General features: G+C 74.0%; 18 protein-coding genes. 11 read left to right on the top strand and 7 right to left on the bottom strand.

What is annotated here, in order from left to right; translation table 11 throughout:
• Nucleotides 1–41 precede the first annotated feature (41 nt).
• A complete protein-coding gene (locus ACZ6Z8_RS35360) occupies nt 42–761 on the bottom strand; it encodes a G1 family glutamic endopeptidase (RefSeq protein WP_465614103.1) in 720 nt (239 codons plus the stop codon).
• Nucleotides 762–1,669: 908 nt separating this feature from the next.
• Between ACZ6Z8_RS35360 and ACZ6Z8_RS35365 the strand changes: the two genes are divergently transcribed.
• The 8 genes from ACZ6Z8_RS35365 (at nt 1,670) to ACZ6Z8_RS35400 (ending at nt 11,052) form a co-directional block, all read left to right on the top strand.
• Complete coding sequence (locus tag ACZ6Z8_RS35365; RefSeq protein WP_465614104.1) at nt 1,670–3,325, top strand: LCP family protein; 1,656 nt, start codon at nt 1,670–1,672, stop codon at nt 3,323–3,325.
• 106 nt (nt 3,326–3,431) lie between these two features.
• A complete protein-coding gene (locus ACZ6Z8_RS35370; protein ID WP_465614105.1) occupies nt 3,432–3,881 on the top strand; it encodes an SRPBCC family protein in 450 nt (149 codons plus the stop codon).
• A gap of 194 nt (nt 3,882–4,075) precedes the next feature.
• Nucleotides 4,076–4,876 (top strand): VOC family protein, encoded by an 801-nt coding sequence (locus tag ACZ6Z8_RS35375; protein WP_465614106.1) that lies wholly within the window; start codon nt 4,076–4,078, stop codon nt 4,874–4,876.
• 124 nt (nt 4,877–5,000) lie between these two features.
• On the top strand, nt 5,001–5,747 hold the full coding sequence (locus ACZ6Z8_RS35380) for an HAD family hydrolase (RefSeq protein ID WP_402828782.1): 747 nt from the start codon (nt 5,001–5,003) through the stop codon (nt 5,745–5,747).
• Nucleotides 5,744–8,149 carry a glycoside hydrolase family 65 protein gene (locus ACZ6Z8_RS35385; RefSeq protein WP_465614107.1) on the top strand — a complete coding sequence of 802 codons (2,406 nt, stop codon included), beginning with the start codon at nt 5,744–5,746 and terminating at the stop codon, nt 8,147–8,149. Before ACZ6Z8_RS35380 ends, ACZ6Z8_RS35385 begins: the two co-directional genes overlap by 4 nt.
• Nucleotides 8,150–8,339: 190 nt before the next feature.
• Nucleotides 8,340–10,073 carry a pyruvate dehydrogenase gene (locus ACZ6Z8_RS35390; RefSeq protein ID WP_465614108.1) on the top strand — a complete coding sequence of 578 codons (1,734 nt, stop codon included), beginning with the start codon at nt 8,340–8,342 and terminating at the stop codon, nt 10,071–10,073.
• Between the two features lie 88 nt (nt 10,074–10,161).
• Complete coding sequence (locus ACZ6Z8_RS35395) at nt 10,162–10,797, top strand: helix-turn-helix domain-containing protein (RefSeq protein ID WP_402828785.1); 636 nt, start codon at nt 10,162–10,164, stop codon at nt 10,795–10,797.
• A 30-nt stretch (nt 10,798–10,827) separates the two neighbouring features.
• Nucleotides 10,828–11,052: a DUF6126 family protein gene (locus ACZ6Z8_RS35400; RefSeq protein ID WP_465614109.1), complete on the top strand. Its 225-nt coding sequence runs from the start codon at nt 10,828–10,830 to the stop codon at nt 11,050–11,052.
• Between the two features lie 22 nt (nt 11,053–11,074).
• On the opposite strand, the gene pdxR is transcribed toward ACZ6Z8_RS35400, so the two are convergent.
• A complete protein-coding gene (gene pdxR, locus ACZ6Z8_RS35405) occupies nt 11,075–12,547 on the bottom strand; it encodes a MocR-like pyridoxine biosynthesis transcription factor PdxR (RefSeq protein WP_465614110.1) in 1,473 nt (490 codons plus the stop codon).
• A 156-nt stretch (nt 12,548–12,703) separates the two neighbouring features.
• Between pdxR and ACZ6Z8_RS35410 the strand changes: the two genes are divergently transcribed.
• Complete coding sequence (locus ACZ6Z8_RS35410; protein WP_465614111.1) at nt 12,704–13,600, top strand: sigma-70 family RNA polymerase sigma factor; 897 nt, start codon at nt 12,704–12,706, stop codon at nt 13,598–13,600.
• 27 nt (nt 13,601–13,627) lie between these two features.
• Here the strand turns inward: ACZ6Z8_RS35410 and ACZ6Z8_RS35415 are convergent, their stop codons facing one another.
• The 4 genes from ACZ6Z8_RS35415 to ACZ6Z8_RS35430 all read right to left on the bottom strand — a co-directional run bounded on the left by ACZ6Z8_RS35415 (nt 13,628) and on the right by ACZ6Z8_RS35430 (nt 16,596).
• Nucleotides 13,628–14,374, bottom strand: a complete 747-nt coding sequence (locus ACZ6Z8_RS35415) for a glucose 1-dehydrogenase (protein ID WP_465614112.1) — start codon at nt 14,372–14,374, stop codon at nt 13,628–13,630.
• 89 nt (nt 14,375–14,463) lie between these two features.
• Nucleotides 14,464–15,381 carry an undecaprenyl-diphosphate phosphatase gene (locus ACZ6Z8_RS35420; protein ID WP_465614113.1) on the bottom strand — a complete coding sequence of 306 codons (918 nt, stop codon included), beginning with the start codon at nt 15,379–15,381 and terminating at the stop codon, nt 14,464–14,466.
• A 121-nt stretch (nt 15,382–15,502) separates the two neighbouring features.
• Nucleotides 15,503–15,724 (bottom strand): hypothetical protein, encoded by a 222-nt coding sequence (locus ACZ6Z8_RS35425; RefSeq protein ID WP_465614114.1) that lies wholly within the window; start codon nt 15,722–15,724, stop codon nt 15,503–15,505.
• 92 nt (nt 15,725–15,816) lie between these two features.
• Nucleotides 15,817–16,596 carry an NRDE family protein gene (locus tag ACZ6Z8_RS35430; protein WP_465614115.1) on the bottom strand — a complete coding sequence of 260 codons (780 nt, stop codon included), beginning with the start codon at nt 16,594–16,596 and terminating at the stop codon, nt 15,817–15,819.
• Between the two features lie 194 nt (nt 16,597–16,790).
• Between ACZ6Z8_RS35430 and ACZ6Z8_RS35435 the strand changes: the two genes are divergently transcribed.
• A complete protein-coding gene (locus ACZ6Z8_RS35435; protein ID WP_465614141.1) occupies nt 16,791–17,213 on the top strand; it encodes a carboxymuconolactone decarboxylase family protein in 423 nt (140 codons plus the stop codon).
• 11 nt (nt 17,214–17,224) lie between these two features.
• The gene (locus ACZ6Z8_RS35440; RefSeq protein WP_465614116.1) at nt 17,225–18,034 is read left to right on the top strand and encodes an isocitrate lyase/PEP mutase family protein; all 810 of its coding nucleotides are present in this window, start codon (nt 17,225–17,227) and stop codon (nt 18,032–18,034) included.
• Between the two features lie 80 nt (nt 18,035–18,114).
• Here the strand turns inward: ACZ6Z8_RS35440 and ACZ6Z8_RS35445 are convergent, their stop codons facing one another.
• On the bottom strand, nt 18,115–18,375 hold the full coding sequence (locus tag ACZ6Z8_RS35445) for a hypothetical protein (protein WP_465614117.1): 261 nt from the start codon (nt 18,373–18,375) through the stop codon (nt 18,115–18,117).
• Between the last annotated feature and the right edge of the window lie 129 nt (nt 18,376–18,504).

The raw sequence follows: 18,504 nt of genomic DNA on the forward strand, positions 1-18,504 counted from the left end.
CGGCCCGGCCGACTTCCCGCTCCTCGCTGTGCGTGCGGTGGCTATTCCGCCAGGAAGGTGTCGGTGAAGCTGGTGCCGCTGGAGCCGAGGCCGCTGGTGCGGGCCTCGTAGGTGCCGTTGGAGCTGGGGTCGAGCGCGACCGGGCTGTAGGAACCGAGGGACTTGCCGTTGACCGTCGCCGAGGTGAAGGTCAGCGTGCCGAAGTCGGGGTAGGACCCGGTCGGCGACTCGATGATGACCTCGGCGCTGGTCCGCTGCGCGGTGAGCGACTTGGTGGTGGTGAACGTCCAGCCGCTGGTGGAGTCGGTCAGCTTGAGGGTGTACCGGTTGCTCCCGGCGTAGGTCACCGACGCGCTGATGTGGTCGCCGGCCGACACCGGGTACGAGCTGAGGCTCAGGTAGACCGGGCTCGCCGGGTACATCTCGTACCAGGCCTGGTTCACCGGGCTGCCGCTGGAGCAGTCGGTCGCGACGCCGGTCTGCTCCACGCTGGACGAGCCGTACCCGTCGATGCCGACCCAGGGGGCGTAGAGGTCGTTGGTGGAGTTGCAGACCGCGTCCGGCTCGGTCCAGGAGGCCGAGACCGAGGTGAAGCCGCTGCCGGTGGCGGCGTAGCCGCCCCAGTTGTAGCCGTTGGTGTTGTACGAGAGGGGGCGGAACGGCAGGTTCTGGGCGGCTGCCGCGGTGGTCGGTGCCGCGGGGGCGGCGAGGGTCGTGGCGGCCGCCGCGAGCGTGACGAGGCGGATCATGAACGTGCGCATGCGGGCTCCTTCGTTGGGGGCGAGCAGGAGGTTCACGCGCCAGCCCGGCCGTGGGGGTCGGCCGTTGAGGGGTGGCAGTACAGAGTCCGCCGACTGTCATGTGCCCGGCAAGTCGGTTCCGGGATTGTTGGCCAGTCAATTGCCCTATGAAGCAAAAGAATTGGGAGAACTCATGACAGGCGCCTCTTCCCAAGGCGGGGGCCTTTCTGCTTCCGGCCGGGCGACGCGGCCGGCACCGAGCCCGTGCCGAGCCCGTTCCGTGCCCGCCCCGAGTGCGGGCGATTCTCTGCAAATGCCGCAGACAAACAGCAATGTGACGGTGCATCACTGATGTCGGGACGGTTCCCGGTTCCTCCGGCCGCTCCGCTCCGTCCAGGAGGCCGCGCCCGCCACCGTGGACGTGCTCAACGCCTCATCCGCCGCCGGCCACGTCGTGGTCGCCCCCCGGCGCCGCCGTCACCGGCGCCGCCGCTGACCGCCCCACCGCCGTCGCCGCTGACCGGCCCGGGCGCCCACGGGCACCGGCAGGGCCGATGGCCGACTCCCGGCCCGACGGGGGCCTTCCCCGCGTCTTCCGGCCCGGCCGACGGCACCGAGTCCGAATTGGGAGGTTTGGGGGGTTCTGTAGCGGGATCTCCCTGTGGCCGCCGGGGTCGTTGGTGTACCGGAGGTCAGTGATCACCTTTGGTCTCAATATGATCGGAAGCCACGATGGTCGGACTGTACCGACCTTCGTACGTACAACCAGGGAGCGGTTCTGACCGTCTCCCCCTGTGCGGTGCGCCAGATCGTCCGGGGCGTCGCTTCCGTCGGTGAAAGGTACGCGCATGTCAGGTCGGAGGGGCGAGAGCCCGGCTCGGGGCGAGGGCGCGCCCGACGCGCTCCCGGCGGAAGGTACACCGGGCACCGTGCCCGCGCCGCGCTCCGGCGGCCGGGCCGAGGCCCGTCGTGCCGCGCAGGGCAAGGGCGGCGGCGCGGCGGACGGCGCCTCCGGCGGACGGGCGGCGGCCCGGCGCGGGGCCAAGCCCAAGAAGAACGTGAAGAAGATCGTCGCCTGGTCGGCGGCCGGCGTGCTGGTGCTGGTCGCGGGCGCCGGCGGCGCGATCTACTTCAAGCTGAACGCCAACATCAAGTCCTTCGACGCCGACGCGATCGCCACCGACCGACCGCCGGAGGCCAAGGCCGACGCGGACGGCAACAAGCCGGTCAACGTCCTGCTGATCGGCTCCGACAGCCGGGGCGGCAACAACGCCGACCTCGGCGGCGGCGAGGACGGCGGCGCCCGCTCGGACACCACGATCCTGCTGCACGTCTACGCCGACCACAAGCACGCCGTCGGCATCTCGATCCCGCGCAACGCGATGGTGCAGATACCGTCCTGCAAGCTGCCCAACGGCAAGTGGACCAAGGGCGGCAACGACCTGTTCAACGCCGCCTTCTCGACCGGTGGCAGCGACAACGGCAACCCGGCCTGCACCCAGAACACCGTGGAGAAGCTCACCGGCATCCGGGTCGATCACACCATGGTGGTCGACTTCAACGGCTTCGCCGCGATGACCAAGGCCGTCGACGGCGTGGACGTCTGCCTGCCGAAGCCGATCTACGAGGGTGACATCAACCCCAACCTGCACAAGAAGGGCAACCTCGTCCTCCCGCAGGGCAAGCAGACCGTCCAGGGCCAGCAGGCGCTGGACTACGTCCGCCTGCGGCACGGCATCGGCGACGGCTCCGACATCGGCCGGATGAAGCGCCAGCAGGCCTTCATGAGCTCGCTCGCCACCAAGATGAAGAAGGAGGGGATGGGCCCCACCAACCTGCTGCCGCTGGCCGACGCGGCGACCAAGTCGCTGACCGTCGACCCGGGGCTGGACTCCGCGGACAAGCTGCTCTCCTTCGGCCTGTCGCTGAAGAACATCGACATGCACGACCTCAAGTTCGTCACGGCGCCATGGCGCTACCGCACCCAGGACGCCAACATCGACCTGGTCCAGCCGGACGCCAACAAGCTCTGGGAGACCCTCAAGGCCGACCAGACCATCGACGGCCAGAACGCCACCGGCCAGCAGCCGGACGCCGGCAGCAGTCCGAGCGCCGCCCCGCAGCAGGCCGCGCCCAGCACGCCCGCCGCCCCGGCCGGGGACGCCTCCAACGCCTCGATCAAGGTCGCGGTCTACAACGGCACCGTCGCCAACGGCCTGGCCGGCAAGGCGACCGACCTGCTCAAGGGCGCCAAGTTCACCGCCAGCACGGCGGGCCAGGCGGCGAGCACCAAGTACAAGACCACCACGATCGAGTACAGCTCCAGCCAGAAGGCGAACGCGGAGAAGGTCGCCGCGCTGTTCCCCGGCGCCAGCATGGAGCCCGGCAGCGCACGCGGCATCTCGGTGATCGTCGGGCAGGACTTCGCCGCGGCCAACGGCGTGGGGACGTCCACGGGCGGCACCGCGAGCAGCACCCCGGGCGCCCAGACGCCCGCGGCGCCGCTGCCCACCACCGTCACCAACGACGCCCGCTCCGCGGACGACGACATCTGCGCGAACACCACCTACGGCAGCGGCGGCTGACCGGGGGCAACGGAACGGCCGGCACGGCCCCGGGGCGCACGAGCCCCGGGGTCGTGCCATCGTGGGCGGGTGGAGGGGGCCCACCGGTCACCGAAAGGCGGATCCCGTGCCCGAGATCGCCATGCAGATCGACATCGCCGCGCCCCGAGCGGCCGTGCTCGACGCGCTCAACACCCACGACGGGCTGACCAGCTGGTGGACCACCGCGGTGGACCGCGACGGCGACGTGCTGCTCTTCGACTTCCCCGGCGTCCCCGAGCCGTTCCGGCTGCGCCGCGAGCGGGCCGACCGGGACCGGGTGCTGTGGGCCAACGCCGGGGCGTTCCCGCCGCACTGGGCCGGTACCTGGATCAGCTGGGACCTCTCCGACCAGCCCGACGCGCCCGAGCGCACCCGGCTGCTGTTCCGGCACGGCGGCTGGCAGCCGGGCAGCGAGGGGGGCGTCCCGATGGTGGCCGGCACCTGGGCCGAACTGCTGGTCCGGCTCAAGGACTACGCGCAGAGCGGCAAGGTGCAGCCGTACTTCGTCACCACGAAGCGCCACGACGAACAGTGACCGGCCCGGTGGCCTCCGGGCCGCCGGTCGCCCAGCAGGGCGCCGTCCGGTGGCGGGAACGCGGCGGCGGACCGAAGGTGGGCGGTGTACCCCCGTCGTACCGTCGTCCGTGCGGACGGCCGTACCGGCCGGGCCGGGCCCCCCGCCCGCCCGACGACCACAGCCGGCCACCACCGCCTCCGGGAGGCCCAGCAATGCCCGTAGTGACCGATCCGTACAAGCCCGGCACCCCGTGCTGGATCGACCTGATGGCGAGCGACCAGCAGGCCGCGCTCGACTTCTACCGCGACCTGTTCGGCTGGCAGGGCGAGATCGGCCCGGCCGAGTTCGGCGGCTACGCCGTGTGCACGCTGGGCGGCCGCCCGGTCGCGGGGATCATGGCGCAGTCCGGGCCCGAGGGCCAGCCGCTGCCGCCGGTCGCCTGGACCACCTATCTCGCCTCGGACGACGTCGACGCGGCCAAGGCCGCCATCGCCGACGCCGGCGGCACCGTCCTGTACGACCCGATGGACGTCGGCGCGCTCGGCCGGATGCTGGTCGCCGCCGACCCGACCGGCGCGGTGTTCGGCGTCTGGCAGGCGATGGACTTCATCGGCGCGGGCGTGGTCAACGAGCCCGGCGCACTGGTCTGGAACGAGCTCAACACCGCCGACACCGGCGCGGCCGGCCGCTTCTACCAGCCGGCCCTGGGACTGCGCCCGGCCACCATCCAGGGCATGGACGGCTACTACTCGCTGAACGTCGGCGACCGCACGGTGGGCGGCATGCAGGCGATCCCCGAGTACCTGGGCGCCGGCACGCCCTCGCACTGGATGCCGTACTTCTCGGTGGACGACACGGACTCCGTGGTGGACGCCGTGGTCAAGCGGAACGGCACGGTGCTCCAGCCGGCGTTCGACATGCAGTCCGGCCGGATGGCCGTGGTCAAGGACCCGCAGGGCGCGGTCTTCGCCGTCATCCAGACGGCCGAGGCCCAGCTGCCCGACTCGCCCTGACCCCACCGCCCGCCCCGACCCCGCCGCGGCGACCGACCCCGCCGCGGCGCCCGGAGCCGCCCTTCCCGCGACGCGCCGCCGGGATGGGCGGCATCCCTTGCGTTCCCTGGGGCAGACTGCACCCATGCTGGGGCTACCGGACGACATCCGTGCTTTCCTGTTCGACCTCGACGGGGTGCTCACCCAGACCGCCACGGTCCACGCCGCGGCCTGGAAGGACACCTTCGACGCCTTCCTGCGCGCCGAAGCCGCCCGTACCGGCGGGCAGTTCGTCCCCTTCGACGCCGTCACCGACTACGACACCTACGTGGACGGCCGACCACGCCTCGACGGCACCCGGGCCTTCCTGCACAGCCGGGGGATCGACCTGCCCGAGGGCAGCGAGGACGACCCGCCGAACGCCCGTACCGTGCAGGGGATCAGCCGCGCCAAGAACGACACCGTGCTGCGGCTGATCCGCGAGCAGGGCGTCGCGCCGTACGAGGGCTCGGTCGCCTACGTGCGCCGGCTGCGCGCACTCGGGCTGCCCAGCGCGGTGGTCTCCTCCAGCGCCAACTGCAAGGACGTGCTGCGCTCGGCGGGCATCCTGGACCTCTTCGACCTGATCGTGGACGGCGTGGTCGCCAAGCAGCAGGACCTGCCCGGCAAGCCCGCCCCGGACACCTACCTGTACGCCGCCCGCCGGCTCGGCGTCGAACCCGCGCACGCCGTCGTCTTCGAGGACGCCCTCGCCGGGGTCGCCTCCGGCCGGGCCGGCGGCTTCGGCGCCGTGGTCGGGGTCAACCGCACCGGGCAGGCCGACGAACTGCGCCGGGACGGCGCCACGGTGGTCGTCGACGACCTCTCCGAGCTGCTGGGGGAGAAGCCGTGAGTCCCGCCGACAACTTCAGCGTCGACCCCTGGCAGATCACCGAACACGGCGTGGACGCGACCTCGATGGCCCGCGCCGAGTCCGTCTTTGCGCTCTCCAACGGGCACATCGGCCTGCGCGCCAACCTGGACGAGGGCGAGCCGCACGGCCTGCCCGGCACCTACCTCAACGGCGTCTTCGAGCTGCGCCCGCTGCCGTACGGCGAGGGCGGCTACGGCTACCCGGAGTCCAGCCAGAGCGTCATCAACGTCACCAACGGCAAGATCATCCGACTGCTGGTGGACGACGAGCCCTTCGACCTGCGCTACGGCGAACTCGTCAGCCACACACGCTGGTTGGACTTCCGCGAAGGACTGCTGCACCGGCAGTGCGAATGGACCTCCCCGGCCGGGCGCACCATCCGGGTGCGCTCCTCCCGGCTCGTCTCGCTCACCCAGCGCGCCATCGCCGCCGTGGAGTACAGCGTCGAGGCGGTGGACGGGCCGGTGCGGATCGTGCTCCAGTCCGAGCTGGTCGCCAACGAGCAGCTGCCCGGCGGGCCCGAGGGCGACCCGCGTGCCGCCGCCGTCCTGGAGGCCCCGCTGCAGCCCGAGGCGCACCACGCCAGCGGCACCAAGGCCGTCCTGGTGCACCGCACCCGCTTCAGCGGCATCCGGGTCGCCGCCGGGATGGACCACGTGATCGAGGGCCCGGAGCGGCTGGACACCGTCGCCGAGGCCGAGTCCGACCACTGCCGGATCAGCGTCACCACCGTGCTGGAGCCCGGGCAGAAGCTCCGGCTGGTCAAGTTCATGTCCTACGGCTGGTCCGGCACCCGCTCACTGCCCGCCGTCCGGGACCAGGTCGAGGCCGCCCTGACCGCCGCCCGGTACACCGGCTGGGACGGCCTGGTCGCCGAACAGGCCGACTTCCTCACGGAGTTCTGGGAGACCAGCGACATCGAGATCGAGGGGGACGTCGAACTCCAGCAGGCCGTCCGGTTCGCCGTCTTCCACGTCCTCCAGGCCGGCGCCCGCAGCGAGGAACGCGCCATCCCCGCCAAGGGGTTGACCGGTCCCGGCTACGACGGCCACAGCTTCTGGGACACCGAGACCTTCGTCCTGCCGGTGCTCACCTACTGCCTGCCCGGCGCGGTCAACCAGGCCCTGCGCTGGCGGCACACCACCCTCCCGCTCGCCCGTGAGCGGGCCGCCCAACTCGGGCTTGCCGGCGCGGTGTTCCCCTGGCGGACGATCCGCGGCGAGGAGTGCTCCGGCTACTGGCCGGCCGGCACCGCCGCCTTCCACATCGGCGCCGACATCGCCGCCGCCGTCGCCCGCTACGTCCGGGCCACCGGGGACCACGAGTTCGAGCGCGAGTACGGCCTCGAACTCCTGGTGGAGACCGCCCGGATGTGGCGTTCGCTCGGCCACCACGACAGCGCCGGGAAGTTCCGGATCGAGGGCGTCACCGGCCCCGACGAGTACAGCGCCGTCGCCGACAACAACGTCTTCACCAACCTGATGGCGCAGTCCAACCTGCGCGCCGCCGCCGAGGCCGCCGTCCGCCACCCGCGCGAGGCCGGCGAACTCGGCGTCGACACCGAGGAGACCGCCGCCTGGCGCGACGCCGCCGCCGCGATGTACGTCCCGTACGACGAGGACCTCGGCGTCCACCCCCAGGCCGACGGCTTCACCCACCACCAGGTCTGGGACTTCGAGGACACCCCGCCGGAGAAGTACCCGCTGCTGCTGCACTACCCGTACTTCGACCTGTACCGCAAGCAGGTGGTCAAGCAGGCCGACCTGGTGCTCGCCATGCAGGTCCGCGGCGACGCCTTCACCGACGAGCAGAAGGCCCGCAACTTCGCGTACTACGAGCGGCTCACCGTCCGCGACTCCTCGCTGTCCGCCTGCACCCAGGCGGTCATCGCCGCCGAGGTCGGCCAGCTCGACCTCGCCTACGACTACACGGCCGAGGCGGCCCTGATGGACCTCCACGACCTCGGCGGCAACACCCGCGACGGCCTCCACATGGCCTCGCTCGCCGGTGCCTGCATCGCCCTGGTGGCCGGCTTCGGCGGACTGCGCGACCACGGCGAGGTGCTCGACTTCCGGCCCCGGCTGCCCGCCGGGCTGATGAAACTGAGCTTCTCCCTGATGGTGCGCGACCAGCTGCTCGGCGTCCGGATCACCCACGAGGGCACCACCTACACGCTGCGCCGCGGCGAGGTGATCCACCTGCGGCACGACGGCGAGGCGGTCCAGGTCAAGGCCGGTGCCCCGGTCACCCTGCCCACCACCGTCCCGCCGTCCCAGGAGCGCTGCGCCCAGCCCCCGGGCCGGGAACCCGCCCGCCGCCAGGCCCAGGCGGGGCTGGTCGCGGGCAAGCTCGGCCAGCAGGACCACCTGGCGGCGGAGTAGCCCACCCGACACCCGGAAGCGCGGGGCCGTTCTCCCGGCCCCGCGCCCGCCCGTCCGCGCGCACCTGTCCGCGCGCCCGTCCGCGCGCGCCCGTCCGCGCGCGCCCACCCGTTCGGCCCACCCCGGATGCACGCCCCCGCCGCCCCGTCGGAGGGTGCAGGTGTCCTGTGGCGATCGAAGGGAAGTCCCCGTGGCGACCGTGGCCGAACAGATGGTGGAGGTGCTCCGGCAGGCCGGGGTGGAACGGGTCCACGGCGTCGTCGGCGACAGCCTCAACCCCGTGGTCGACGCGATCCGCCGGGCGGAGGGCATCAGCTGGGTGCACGTGCGCAACGAGGAGGCTGGCGCCTTCGCGGCCGCCGCCGAGGCCGAACTCAGCGGCCGCCTCGCGGTCTGCGCCGGCTCCTGCGGCCCCGGCAACACCCACCTGATCCAGGGCCTGTACGACGCCCAGCGCAGCGGCCTGCCGGTGCTCGCGCTGGCCTCGCACATCCCGTCCGGGCAGATCGGCACCGGCTTCTTCCAGGAGACCCACCCCGAGCGGGTGTTCACCGACTGCAGCAACTGGTGCGAGATGCTCTCCACCCCCGCCCAGCTGCCCCGGCTGCTGCGGGTCGCGATCCAGCACGCGCTGGGCTCGCACGGCGTCTCGGTGCTGGCCTTCCCCGGGGACGTCGCCGCCCTCCCCGCCGCCGGACCGACCGGCACCAGCCACTTCCTCACCGAGCAGGCGGTCGCCGCGCCGCCCTGGTCCCAGGTGCAGGAGCTGGCCCGGCTGCTCAACGCGGCCCGCCGGGTCACCCTGTTCTGCGGCGCCGGGGTGCGCGGCGCGCACGCCGAGGTGATGGCCGTCGCCCAGGCGCTGAACGCGCCGGTCGGGCACTCGCTGCGCGGCAAGGAGTGGATCCAGTACGACAACCCGTACGACGTCGGGATGAGCGGCCTGCTCGGCTACGGCGCCTGCCACGAGGCGCTGCACGCCGCCGACCTGGTGCTGCTGCTCGGCACCGACTTCCCGTACGACTCCTTCCTGCCGCAGGCGCACACCGTCCAGGTCGACCACGACGCGACCAGGCTGGGCCGCCGCACCGCGCTGGAGCTGGCGGTGCACGGGGACGTCGCGGCCACCCTGCGGGCCGTGCTGCCGCTGCTGGACGCCAAGCAGGACCGTTCCTTCCTGGACGGCATGCTGAGCAAGCACTGCCGGTCCCTGGAGGACGTGATCGGCGCCTACACCAGGGACATCGAGAAGCACCTGCCGATCCACCCGGAGTACGTCGCCTCGGTGCTGGACGAAGTCGCCGCCGACGACGCGGTGTTCACCGTGGACACCGGCATGAACAACGTCTGGGCCGCCCGCTACCTCCAGCCGAACGGCCGCCGCCGGGTGATCGGCTCCTTCCTGCACGGCTCGATGGCCAACGCCCTCCCGCACGCGATCGGCGCCCAACTCGCCTGTCCGGGGCGGCAGGTGATCGCGATGGCGGGCGACGGCGGGATCGGCATGCTGCTCGGCGAGCTGCTCACGGTGGCCAAGCACCGGCTCCCGGTGAAGACGGTGGTCTTCAACAACGGCGCGCTCGGCATGATCAAGCTGGAGATGCTGGTCTCCGGCTACCCGGAGTCCGAGATCGACAACGGGGACGTGGACTACGCCGGCATCGCCCGGGCGATGGGCATCCCGGCCAAGCGGGTCACCGAACCGGCCCGGGTCCGGGAGGTGCTGGCGGAGGCGCTGGAGCGGCCGGGCCCGGCCCTGGTGGACGTGGTCACCGACCCCAACGCGCTGTCCATCCCGCCGCGGATCACCGCCGCCCAGCTGAAGGGCTTCGCGCTGGCGGCCGGGAGGACGGTGCTCTCGGGCGGCGTGGGGCGGATGGTCGACCTGGCGCGCAGCAACCTGCGCAACATCCCCCGGCCGTGAGCGCGGCCACTGGTCGGACCACTCCAGAAGGGTTTGCCTCTGAGGCAAATTTCTTGCCCGAGCGGCAGGCCGGGTGTCCACTGGTCACATGACCACCAGCTCCACCGGCACCCCCGACGCCGGCGACCAGCTCGACGACCAGGAGGTCGCCGGCCTCGCCGCCCGCCTCCGTGAGCACCGGCTCAGCAGCCGGCTGACCCTGGAGGTCGCCGCGGGCCGGGTCGGCCTCTCCCCAGCGTACTTGTCCCGGCTGGAGACCGGCCGCCGCCAGCCCTCGCTGCCCGTCCTGCTCGGCCTCGCCCGCGCCTACGGCACCTCGGTGTCCGGCCTGCTCGGCGAGGCCATGGTCGAGCCGGACCCGGTGGTCCGCGGCGGCGCCATCGAGCCCGGCCGGGCCGGCGGCTGGGGCTACCGCCGGGCCGGCGCCCCCGGCCGCGCCATGCAGGCGCTGCGGGTGCACGTGCCGACGGGCGTCCAGGACTCGGTGGTCCGGGTCCACCCCGGCGAGGAGTGGCTGTACGTGCTGCGCGGGGAGCTGCGGGTGACCCTCGGCGACCGCGTCCACCACCTCGCCCCCGGCGACTCCGCCCACTACGACTCGCTCACCCCGCACTGCATCGCCGCCGAATCCGGCTCCGGCGTCGAACTGCTCTTCGTCCACACCCTGTTGCAGAGCCCCGGCGGCGAGCTCTGCCTCGGTGGCGGCCCCGCCGCGACCCACTGACCCGCCGTCGGACCCTCGGAGGAGATCCCCATGGCCGATCCCACCACCACCGCCACCGCCACCGCGACCACCGCCGTCACCTCCGCCGCCGTCCCGACCGGGGCCGCCGACACCGCCACCGGCCCGAAGACCATGGACGCCGGCAAGTGGGCCAACAAGCGGGTCTACCTCCGCCTGGTCATCTACACCGCGGGCATCCACGTCTTCGCGGGCTTCATCATGCTGCTGTTCGAACTGGGCAGCCGCAACCGGTAGTCCGACCCGCCCCGGGCCCCGCTCACGACGCGCGGAGCACCCCGCACAGCGCCTCCAGGGCCGCCGGGAAGGCGTGCTCCGGCGGGGTCGCGTAGCCGATCACCAGAGCGGGCCCGGTGTCCTCCGCCGCCTCCGCCGCCTCCGCCGCCTCCGCCGCCTCCGCCGCCTCCGCCGCTTCCGGGGCGGCGGCGCGGTGCCAGCCGAGGCTGCTGAGCGCGAGCCCGGCGGCCTCCGCGCGGGCCACGAGTTCGGCCTCCGACGGGGAGCCGGGCGGGAGCTGGAGGACGGCGTGCAGGCCGGCCGCGATGCCGGTGACCCGCACGTGCGGGGCGTGCTCGGCGAGGGCCGCGACCAGCCGGTCGCGGCGGCGCCGGTAGTGCAGCCGGCAGCGCCGCACATGCCGGTCGTACGTCCCCGAGGTGATCAGTTCGGCCAACGTCAGCTGGTCCAGCACCGGGGACATCGTGTCGGCCAGCACCTTCAGCCGGGCGACCGGCTCGACCAGCGCGTCCGGCAGCGCCAGCCAGGCCAGCCGCAGGCCGGGGGCGAGGCTCTTGGCGGCCGTCCCCGCGTACACCACCCGCTCCGGGTCGAGCGCCTGCATGGCGCCGAGCGGCTGCCGGTCGTAGCGGAACTCGCCGTCGTAGTCGTCCTCGATCACGTACCGGTCCTGCTCGCGCGCCCACCGCACCGCGGCGGCCCGCCGGTCGGCCGACAGCGGGGCGCCGGTGGGGTACTGGTGGGCGGGGGTGAGCAGGGCGGCCCCGCTGCGGGCGTCGAGCCGGTCGACCAGCGCGCCCTCGCAGTCCAGCGGCAGCGCGACGGTGGACAGCCCCGCCGCCCGCACCACGGCGTGCTGCGGCGGCAGCCCGTACGCCTCGACGGCCAGCGACCGCGCGCCGCGCTCCCGCAGGGCCGCGCAGAGCAGGCCGAGGCCCTGCTGGACGCCGCTGCAGACGAGCAGGTGGTCCGGGTCGGTGCGCACGCCGCGGACCCGGGCCAGGTAGTGGGTGAGGGCCTCCCGCAGTTCGATCCGGCCGAGTGGGCTGCCGTATCCGAGCGCCTCGTGCGGCGCGGTGGCGAGGGCGCGGCGGGCGGCGGCGAGCCAGGCGGTGCGGGGGAAGAGCGACAGGTCGGGGCGCCCGGACGACAGGTCGTGCCGGACGGCCGGCCGCCGGGGCCGCGGCTTGGCGGCCCGTACGGCGGGGGCGGGCGCGGCCCGCCGGGCGACGGTGGTGCCGGAGCCCTGCCGGGAGTTGAGCCAGCCCTCGGCGGTGAGCTGGCCGTACGCCTCGACCACGGTGTTGCGGGCGATGCCGAGGTCCTCGCCGAGGGCGCGGGACGAGGGCAGCCGGGTGCCGGGGGCCAGCCGCCCCTGCTGGACGGCCTCCCGCAGGGCGTCCTCCAGGGCGGCCCGCAGCCCGGCGCCGGCGGCGCGCCGCTCGGTGAGGTCCAGGTGCAGGTCGCCGCCGAAGGAGGTCCAGGAGCCGTTCACGGCCCCATTCTCGCGTGGCCGGTGGTCACCAGGTGGCGCAGCGGGCGGTGCCGGTGGTGCGGGGGGTGCTGGTGGAAGCGGTGGTCACCGCGGTCTCCTCCGGTTCGGTTAGCGTCCGTCACTGATCCGACGGATCCCGACGCGAGGATGTGACAGATGAGCGGAGCGATTTCCCGGGCCGATTCCCTGGCCGCGCAGTTCGAGGCGGAGCGCCCCCAACTGCGGTCCGTGGCCTACCGGGTGCTCGGTTCGGTTGCCGAGGCCGAGGACGCCGTCCAGGAGGCGTGGCTGAAGCTCAGCCGCAGTGACGTGAGCGAGGTGCGCAACCTCGGGGCCTGGCTGACCACCGTGGTCGGCCGGGTCTGCCTGGACCAGCTGCGCTCCCGGGCCTCGCGCCGGGAGGACCCGATGCCCGAGCAGGACGGACAGGTGCGGCTGCCGGACCCGGTGGTGAGCGGGCTGGCGACGCCGGACCCGGTGCAGGAGATCCTGGTCGCCGACTCGATGGGGCTCGCGCTGATGGTCGTCCTGGAGACGCTCTCCCCGGCGGAGCGGGTGGCCTTCGTGTTGCACGACATGTTCGACGTGCCCTTCGACGGGATCGCCGAGGTGCTCGGCCGCACCCCGGCCTCGACCCGCCAGCTGGCCTCCCGGGCCCGCCGCAGGGTCCAGGGCGCCACCCCGGCCGCCGACTCGGACGACGGCCGCAAGCGCGCGGTGGTGGAGGCCTTCCTGAGCGCCTCCCGGGGCGGCGACTTCGACGCCCTGCTGGCCGTGCTCGACCCGGAGGTGCTGGCCCGCTCCGACGGCGGCACGCTGGTGCCGAGCGTGCTGCGCCGGGGCGCGGCGGACGTCGCGGGGCAGGCGATCACCTTCGCCCGCTTCGCCGCCGAGGCGCGCCCGGTGCTGGTCAACGGTTCGCCCGGGGTGGTGTCGTTCGCCGACGGCCGCGCGCTGTCGGTCATGTCGTTCACCATCCACCAGGGCCGGATCACCGGTCTGGACATCCTCACCGACCCGGTCCGGCTGGCCGCCCTCGGCCTCACCGGGTAGGCGCGGACGCGGGCGGGCCGCCGGTGGTCAGCCCAGACCGCCGGTGGCCCGGAGGTTCTGCCCGGTGATCCAGCGGGCGTCCGGCCCGGCCAGGAAGGCGACCACGTCGGCGATGTCCTCGGGCTGTCCGAGCCGGCGCAGCGGGGTCAGGGCCGCGACCCGTTCGAGTGCCTCGGGCGGGTTGGTGCCGCGCAGCAGGTCGGTGTCGGTGGCGCCGGGGGAGACGGTGTTGACGGTGATGCCGCGCGGGCCGAGCTCGGCCGCGGCGACGGCGGTGAGCTGCTCCACGGCGCCCTTGCTGGCGGCGTACGCGGCGATGCCGGGGACGGCGCGGGCGGTGTTCACGCTGGAGATGTTGACGATCCGTCCGCCGTCGCGCATCCGGCGGGCCGCGTAGCGGACGGTGGTGAACACGGCGCGGGTGTTGACGTCCAGCACGGCGTCGAAGGCCGCGTCGTCGAGGTCCGCGAGCGGGGTGGGCGTGAAGGCCCTCGCGGCGTTGTTGACCAGGATGTCCAGCCCGCCGAGGCGCTCCTCCGCCGCGGCCATCAGCCGCTCGGCGGCGCCCGGCTCACCGAGGTCGGCCCGTACCGCCCAGGCGCGTCCGCCGGCCGCCGCCACCGCGCCGACCACCGCTTCGGCGGCCGCCCCGTCGCTGGCGTAGCCGAGGACGACGTCCGCGCCCTCGCGCGCCAGTCGTTCGACGATCGCCCGTCCGATGCCCCGTGAGCCGCCCGTGACGACCGCCGCCCTGCCCTCGACCACCTTGCGCACCCGTCCTCCCGTCGTGAAGTCGCCCGCCCCGTCGGACACATCGTCGCCGACGCGACCGGCCGGCGCGCGCGAATTCGTTCGGGCGGGGCTCAGAGCGACAGGTAGACGGCGCTGCCGACGCCGGCCAGGAAGCAGTACACCGCGAACGGCGTCAGGCTGCGGGTCTCGAAGTACCTGGTGAGGAAGCGCACCGAGACGTAGCCGGCCACGAAGGCCGCGACGCTGCCTGCCGCGACCGGGCCGAGGACGGCGGAGTTCTCCGGCTTGAACAGCTCGGGCACCTTCAGCGCCGACGCGGCCAGGATGACCGGCGTGGCCAGCAGGAAGGAGAACCGGGCGGCGTCCTCGTGGTGGAGTCCGCGCAGGATGCCGGCGCTCATGGTGACGCCGGAGCGGCTGATGCCGGGGAACAGCGCGAGGATCTGGGCGGCGCCGATCCAGGTGCCCCGGCCGTAGCCGAGCCTGGTCAGCCGGACGTCGGAGGCGACCGCCGGGTCGAGGCCCGGCTCGTCGACGGGGGCGGCGTGCCCGGCCCGGCGGCGGCCGGAGCCGCCGCGCTTGAGCCGCTCGGCCCCGAGCAGCACCAGGCCGTTGAGGGCGAGGAACACCGCGGCGGGGACCGGCTTGCCGAGCGCGTGCCGCAGCGCCTTCTCCAGGACGAGGCCGGCCACGCCGACCGGGATGGTGGAGATGATGAGCAGCCAGGCGAGCTTCTCGTCCCGGGTTCGCACCCGGCGGTGCCGGATCGAGCCGACCAGGCCGCTGACCACCCGGACCCAGTCCCGCCAGAAGAACACCACCAGGGCGAGCGCAGTGGCCAGGTGCAGGGCGACCAGGGCGGCGAGGTAGGAGGAGCCGTCGGCGGTCATGTCGAGGTCCCGCTGGATCTTCCCGCCGATCACGGCCGGCAGCAGGATGCTGTGGCCCAGGCTGGAGACCGGGAAGAGTTCCGTCACACCCTGCAGCAGGCCGACGCCTATCGCTTCCGGGTAGGTCAGGGTGGACATCGCGCACCTTCGCTCGGAGGTCTGCGGCCCGCCGATTCCGGGGGCCTCCGCGAAGCTACTACCGGTATGTAGACGCCCGGCAGCCCCGCCGCCAGAAGTTCATCGAGCGTATGTCCGGGTGTCACCGGCCCCCGGCCGCCCGGACCAGCAGCCCGGTGACGACGCCCGGCAGCCCGGGCGACGGCAGGCCGGCGGCGGGTACCGCCCGGTGCACGGCGCCGCCGAGCAGCACGCCGGCGGTGACCGCCGCCGGGGCGCCCACCAGCGGCAGGGCGACGGCCAGGACGGCGGGCAGCAGGAGGGACGGTCGGTGCGGTGGGCGGGGACGGCGCGGGCGGTCCATCGGGAGCCTCCTTGGAGGGCGAGGGGTCGACGGACGCCCACGATGCCGCCTCCCGCAGCGTCAGGTTCAAGTCCTTTCCGGGCTTGCCCGGCTCAGACCGCCACCCGCCGCCAGCCCGAGCCGTCGGCCGGCACCGGAGCGGGCGCGAAGTCGTAGCGCAGCAGCTCCGGCCCGAGCGCCAGCAGGGAGATCGAGGAGGACCCCCAGATCTGCCCGTCGCCGAAGTCGCGGCGCTGGATCAGCGCTGCGTCCCCGTCCGGCGCCAGCCCGTCCCCGGTGACGATCGGCAGCCAGTCGCCCCAGGCCTGCTCCGCCGGTCCCTCGGCGGCCGGTTCGGGGCGGGGTGCGGCGGCGAAGCGGGCCCGGAAGTGGTCGGCCCGGGCGGCCATCAGCGCCCGGATCCACTCGGGGGCGGTGGGATTGGCGGCCAGCCCCTCCAGCCCGTCGTTGAGCACCACGCTGATACCGGTGGGCAGTTCGTGCTCGCTGAGCTGCCCGCCGCCCCAGCTGGTGACCCGGGCGCCGTCGGGGCTGACCCGGACGAGGTGGAAGGGATCGTACGGGGTCAGGTCGAGGTGCCCGATCCCGCCCTCGCGGACGGCGGTGAGCGGCAGTTCGCCGCGGCTGAGCCGGGTGCCGGCGGGGGCGGCCGGGCCGAAGCCGTTGAGCAGGCAGGCGGCGGTGCGCCGGGCCGGGTCGACGGCCAGCCAGGTGCCGCCGGCCGCGAGGTCCAGCCCGCCGAGCAGTTCGGGCCGCCGCGGCCAGTGGTGGTCCGGCGGCAGCCAGGCGCGGCCGAAGTACTCGTCCCGGACGGACAGCAGCAGCACCGGCACCGCCGAATCCGGTTCGATGCTGACGAAGGCCGTGCACACGGTCCCGTTCCCCCTGACGCCCGAAGATCCCTCTGTCAGTGATCCTCGCACGCCCGTTCGCATGCCGGAAGTGGCCCAAGCGACCGTGCGGCGAATGCACCAGGACCGCGGGCCAGTGGGCTCCTAGGCTGGGCACCGTGACGACGAACAGCACCCCGGACCCGACCGTGCCGGCCCCCGAGCAGCGCCTCCGGATGGACGGCCTCGCCCCCGACTACTACAAGGCGATGATCGCCGTGGACCGGGCCTCCCGGCAGGGGCTGGACCCGGTCCTCGCCGAGCTGGTCAAGGTGCACGCCTCGATGATCAACGGCTGCGCCTTCTGCATCGACATGCACGCCACCGACGCCCGCAAGCACGGCGAGCAGGACCACCGCCTGGTCTCCCTCCCGGCCTGGCGCGAGACCCCCTGGTTCACCGCCCGCGAGCGCGCCGCCCTGGCCCTCACCGAGTCGGTCACCCTGCTGACCCAGGGCCACGTGCCGGACGCCGTGTACGACGAGGCCGCCGCCCACTTCGAGCCGGCCGAGCTGGCCCAGCTGATCGCGCTGATCGCCACCATCAACGCCTGGAACCGGATCGGCGTGTCCACCCGCATGAGCCCGGCCGCGAAGTGAGCGGGGCCGCGATGACCTCCCAGCGGGAGAAGGCCCGGCTGCTCAAGGAGCTGCACCGCCCGGGCGAGCCGGTGGTGCTGGCCAACGTGTGGGACGCGGCGAGTGCCCGGCTGGTGGCCGGCGCCGGGGCGCGCGCGGTGGCGACGGCCAGCGCCAGCGTGTCCTGGTCGCTCGGCAGCCCGGACGGCGGCGGCGCCGACCGGGAAGAGGTGCTGGCCCGTACCGCCGAGGTGGTCCGCTCGGTCGACCTGCCGGTCACCGCGGACCTGGAGAGCGGCTACGCGGACACCCCGGCCGGGGTCGGCGAGACCGTCGCCGCACTGCTCGCCACCGGCGCGGTCGGGGTGAACCTGGAGGACGCGGAGTACGCCCCGCAGGAGGCCGCCGAGCGGATCGCGGCCGCCCGGGCGGCGGCCGACGCGGCGGGCGTCCCGCTGTTCGTCAACGGCCGCACCGACGTCTTCCTGCACGGCCTCGGCGAACCCGGGGACCGGCTCGACGAGGCGGTCCGCCGGCTGCGGGCGTACGTCGAGGCGGGCGCGGACGGCGTGTTCGTCCCCGGCGTCGCCGACCCGGAGACCATCGCCGCCCTGGTCGAGGCCGTACCGGCCCCGCTGAACGTGCTGGCCGCCCCCGGCTGCCCGTCGGTCGCCGAGCTGGCGAAGCTCGGGGTCGCCCGGATCAGCCTGGGCCCGGGCCTGGCCAAGGTGGCCTACGCGGCGGTCCGGCGCGCGGCCGAGGAGGTGTACGCGAGCGGCACGTACACCTCCCTGGACGGCGGACTGACCTACCCGGAGCTCAACGGCCTCTTCGCGGGCTGAGCGGCGCCGGGAACGGCGGGCGGCTGACCGGACGGGGGTCGGTCAGCCGCCCGGCACCCGGCCGTACGGGCGGCGGGCGGTCAGGGGTTGATCTGCCCGCTGAGCCCCGGGTGGGACATCTGGTTGGTGCCGATCGCCTCCACCTCGTCGGCGACGTGGCCGACCACCGGGAGCTTGCCCGCGGTCTTCAGCGCGAGGTCGGCGGGGGAGACTTCGAGCCCGTCGGTGAGGCCGCCGGTGGCGTCCGGCGAGCTGGCGATCTGGCCGGCGGCGGAGGCCGGCGCGGCGGCGAGGGCGAGGCCCGCCATGGTGAGGGCGGCCAGGGTGGCGAGTTTCTTCATGCCCTGCCGAACGACCGGACCGCCCGCAGGTAACCCCGCGGCGCCGACCATCACCCCCCGGACCGTCACTTTCGAACCGTCACCCCCGAACGGTCACCCCCGGACCGTCACCCGCGGACCGTCACCCTC

The organism is Kitasatospora sp. NPDC101108 (genome assembly GCF_055584725.1).